The 1,109-nt window shown below is 42.9% G+C and carries 1 pseudogene; it reads right to left on the bottom strand.

Going from position 1 to position 1,109, the window contains the following annotated elements:
• Positions 1 to 1,109: pseudogene (locus GNE10_RS36315) on the bottom strand (ribosome assembly protein 4); the annotation flags it as partial.

Below are 1,109 nucleotides of genomic sequence, written 5' to 3'. Positions count from 1 at the left end.
GGAGATGGGGAGATGGGGAGATGGGGAGAATTTAATTTTGTCAGCTTCTTCGCTTAATGCGTGTAAATCGCGTTCTAACTCAGCGCGAGTTTTTAACGGGCGAGTTCCTTTGTCATCTGTCAGCAAATACATTAATAATTCCGCCATTTGCTGATTTTCCACACCGCAATCTTCAACAACTTCATCCAAATAACGCTTAACCAGTTGTTCTTTAGTACCGCGTTGCTGATATTCTGCCAGAGTTGTAATGTTCTCCGTTTGCAACTGCGCCCCCACAACTTGTAATTCAATGGGACGCACTTCACCCAATTCTGCGGCTAAGTCTTCTACGAGTTGTTCGACTAAAGCCGCTTCCAAACGAAAGCTAGTATTTTCTGTTAAACGCTGGATAATTGATTTGGCATCATCATGTGAGAAGTTCCCCAACTTGTAAAGCACGTTATTACTGAGAATGTCATTGCCAATAATTTTGAGACTGGGCAAATCATTGCACTCTAGCAAGTAATGGATGTAATCCACCCGCAGCGATAAGATAACTTTCAGCGATAAAACATTGAGACACTCTCCCAAAAACTCAAAGAATTGCTTTCTTTGTGCTGGTTCGGTGTAAACAAAGAAAAATTCCTCAAATTGGTCAAAAATTAGTACTGTGCGGAGGTTGCGCTGTTCGTTTTCGCGAAGTTGAATGAGTAGAGAGTTAGGAGTTAGGAGTGAGGAGTTAGGAGTTTGAGTGTTTGAGGTGAATGAACGGGGTTCTGAGGTGGAAGGTTGAGGTTGTGAACTAGAATGTTGAGGTTTTAAACGAGAACGTTCAGGTTTTAAACTAGAATGTTCAGGTTTTAAACTAGAATGTTTAGGTTCTAAATGAGAATGTTCCGGTTCTAAACGAGAACGTTCGGGTTCTAAACGAGAATGTTCGGGTTCTAAACGAGAATGTTCCGGTTCTAAATGAGAATGTTCCGGTTCTAAACGAGAATGTTCCGGTTCTAAATGAGAACGTTCCGGTTCCGAAGTCGAAGTTCCGAGTTCTGAGGTCGAACCTTGAAGTTCTAACTCTGCCTCATCCTCACATCTCCCCATCTCCCCATCTCCCCATCCCCGCGTCAGAC

The organism is Nostoc sp. 2RC (assembly GCF_014222165.1).
Taxonomy (GTDB): Bacteria; Cyanobacteriota; Cyanobacteriia; order Cyanobacteriales; family Nostocaceae; genus Nostoc; species Nostoc linckia.
Note: the sequence above shows the minus strand (reverse complement) of the source record. Positions and strands in the feature narration are given on the sequence as shown.